This is a genomic window from Candidatus Planktophila sp., from assembly GCF_046070465.1.
Classification (GTDB): domain Bacteria; phylum Actinomycetota; class Actinomycetes; order Nanopelagicales; family Nanopelagicaceae; genus Planktophila.
Genome location: NZ_JBJTMK010000124.1, coordinates 1 through 3104, shown reverse-complemented (window position 1 = coordinate 3104; position 3104 = coordinate 1). Strand labels below are relative to the sequence as shown.

At 50.8% G+C, this 3104-nt stretch carries 3 protein-coding genes; 2 read left to right on the top strand and 1 reads right to left on the bottom strand.

The window, feature by feature from the left end; translation table 11 throughout:
• Nucleotides 1-131: 131 nt before the first annotated feature.
• The gene (locus ACKOVI_RS05575; protein ID WP_509603097.1) at nucleotides 132-1232 is read left to right on the top strand and encodes a M20/M25/M40 family metallo-hydrolase; all 1101 of its coding nucleotides are present in this window, start codon (nucleotides 132-134) and stop codon (nucleotides 1230-1232) included.
• On the top strand, nucleotides 1229-2878 hold the full coding sequence (locus ACKOVI_RS05570; RefSeq protein ID WP_509603096.1) for a DNA repair helicase XPB: 1650 nt from the start codon (nucleotides 1229-1231) through the stop codon (nucleotides 2876-2878). The genes ACKOVI_RS05575 and ACKOVI_RS05570 overlap by 4 nt, the downstream gene beginning before the upstream one ends.
• Here ACKOVI_RS05570 and ACKOVI_RS05565 read toward each other — a convergent pair.
• On the bottom strand, nucleotides 2841-3086 hold the full coding sequence (locus ACKOVI_RS05565) for a glutaredoxin family protein (RefSeq protein WP_509603095.1): 246 nt from the start codon (nucleotides 3084-3086) through the stop codon (nucleotides 2841-2843). The two genes, ACKOVI_RS05570 and ACKOVI_RS05565, sit on opposite strands and share 38 nt — an antisense overlap.
• Nucleotides 3087-3104 lie beyond the last annotated feature (18 nt).

Genomic DNA, 3104 nt, shown 5'->3' with positions numbered 1-3104 from the left:
AACAATGGTCTTGTCTCGCACCGCATTATTGATCCACTCAAGATTTCAGCTGGTTCATTGATGGCTCGAGATCACGCCACTGGCGAGGTTCTCACCTTCAGAATTCCGCGTATTACGGGGGTTGCAACCTTATGACAAGCAAGAACATCGATGAATACGGCAGACTTACTCCTATGTTGGCTGCAATCGAAGCATTGGTGAAGTGCGAATCTCCTAGCGAAGATCTCAATGCCTGCCGTTCTGTCGTTGCACTCGCCAGCGATATCGCAACGCGCGTCCTGGGAACTCCGGCGCAGATCAAAGAGATTGAAGGTCGTCCTGTCTTCTGGTGGGGCAGCGAATCTCCCAAGGTTCTAGTGCTCGCGCACCTCGACACTGTCTGGCCCATCGGTTCCTTCTCCCCGCTCTGGAGCGTTGAAGGCGATGTAGTGCGCGGGCCTGGCGTCTTCGATATGAAGGCCGGCTTTGTGCAGGCGCTCTACGCACTGAAGGGCATTGAGGGCGATGTTGCGCTTGTTGCAACAACGGATGAGGAAATTGGTAGTCATAAATCTAAAGAACTTATTAAGCAACTCTCTTCCAGTGCAGATGCGGTTCTAGTTCTTGAGGCATCACTTGACGGCAAGGTAAAGACTGGTCGCAAGGGAACATCGATGTATCAAATCTCAGTTCATGGCAAGGCATCACATGCTGGCCTCGAACCCGAAAAGGGCATCAACGCAACTACAGAGATGGCTCACGTCATCTTGGCGCTGGGTGCGCTAGAAAGCAGTGAGCACGGAACAACAGTTGTTCCTACGCTGCTCAAGTCCGGAACAACTATTAACACAGTTCCTGATCTTGCAGTTCTTGAAATCGATGCCCGTTCATTTTCACACGAAGATTTGGTACGAGTTGATTCTGCGATTAAGAGTTTAGTTGCAACGATTCCTGGTGCGCGCATCGAAGTTGCAGGTGGATTGCACCGCCCGCCGCTTCAGCCGTCATCGACAGTAGAGCTTTACGAAATTGCAGAGAAAGTTGCTGCCGATCTTGCAATGCCACCTCTGGGTTGCGCCGAGGTGGGTGGCGCAAGCGATGGAAACTTCGCTGCAGCGACAGGTGTACGAGTCCTCGATGGTCTCGGAGCTGTCGGTGGTGGTGCACACGCTGCACATGAATGGGTAAGCCTTTCTAGCATCGAACCACGTAGCGCATTTCTACATGCGTTTATCAAAGAATTACTCGTATGAGCGACGGACCTCTGATTGTTCAGAGCGATAAAACGCTCTTACTAGATATCGACCATCCCCTATCTGTTGAATGTCGTCGCGCAATTGCACCCTTCGCAGAGCTCGAGCGCGCACCAGAACATATGCACACATATCGCCTGACAAATCTTGGACTCTGGAACGCACGTGCCGCTGGCCACGATGCCGAGATGGTGATTGACACTCTTATTAAGTATTCACGTTACGCAGTTCCGCACGCACTACTTATCGATGTTGCAGAACAGATGTCACGTTACGGCCGTCTCCGCCTCGAAGCAGATCCTGTCCACGGTTTAATCCTTGTGACTACAGATACCGCGGTTCTTGAAGAAGTAATCCGTGCAAAGAAGATTGCTCCGCTGCTAGGTCCACGTATTGATGCAGAGACAATTGCTGTGCATCCAAGTCAGCGCGGTGCTATCAAGCAATCACTCTTACGCCTTGGTTGGCCAGCAGAAGATTTTGCCGGCTACGTCGATGGTCAGGCACATCCCATTGATCTCAAGCAAGATGGTTGGAAGATTCGCGAATACCAAGAGCATGCTGCAGAAGGATTCTGGCATGGTGGCTCTGGTGTCGTGGTACTTCCTTGTGGTGCAGGTAAGACAATTGTGGGCGCAGCGGCGATGGCACATGCTAAAGCAACTACTTTGATTCTCGTCACCAACACAGTTGCCGCACGCCAATGGCGCGATGAACTCCTCAAGCGCACCTCTCTCAATGAAGATGAGATCGGCGAATACTCTGGCTCCAAGAAAGAGATCCGCCCTGTCACTATCGCTACCTACCAAGTAATGACCAAGAAGAAGAATGGCGTTTACGCACACCTTGATCTCTTCGATAGCCATGACTGGGGTTTGATTATTTACGACGAGGTGCACTTACTTCCTGCGCCGATCTTCCGCTTTACAGCTGATATTCAATCCCGCAGACGACTGGGCCTAACCGCCACCTTGGTTCGCGAGGATGGAATGGAAGGTGAGGTCTTCTCGCTGATCGGCCCAAAGCGCTTTGATGTGCCCTGGAAAGAGATTGAAGCACAGGGGTATATCGCCCCTGCAGAATGTATCGAGGTTCGAGTTAATCTGACCGAAGCCGAGCGTCTCGCTTATGCAACGGCTGAACCAGAAGAGCGTTATCGCTACTGCGCAACCACTCGCACTAAGCGCGATGTTGTTCAAGAGCTCGTCAGCCTGCATGCAAAAGAACAGATCCTTGTTATTGGCCAGTATCTTGATCAGTTGGATGATTTGGGCGAAACTCTAGGTTGCCCAGTGATTCAAGGTTCAACCCCACAATCGGTGCGTGAAGAGTTATTCCAATCTTTCCGTACCGGAGAAATTTCTTGTCTGGTTGTATCCAAGGTCGCTAACTTCTCAATCGACTTACCGGAAGCAACAATTGCCATTCAGGTATCTGGTGCATTCGGCTCGCGCCAAGAAGAGGCACAGCGTTTGGGTCGTGTATTGCGCCCTAAGGCAGATGGCCGTGGTGCGCGCTTCTACTCTGTCGTTTCTCGCGACACTATCGACCAAGATTTTGCGCAGAATCGTCAGCGATTCTTAGCAGAGCAGGGTTATAGCTACACGATTATTGATGCCGACGATGTTTTTCAAGGGAAGATCTAAAGCGAATCGGATCCACTTTCCAAAAATCATGGTGCTCTCCGTTGATATGAGTTACTGGAACTTGTTCGCCATATAGCTTCTCTAGTTCGGGGTTACCGTCAATATAAATAATCTCAATCTCAAATGCGAGCTCTTCGCGAAGGCTCTCGAGAACATTCACAGCATTTTCGCAGAGATGACAGCCGTGACGGGAGTAAACGGTGACCATAGGAAAATTCTCTCACCC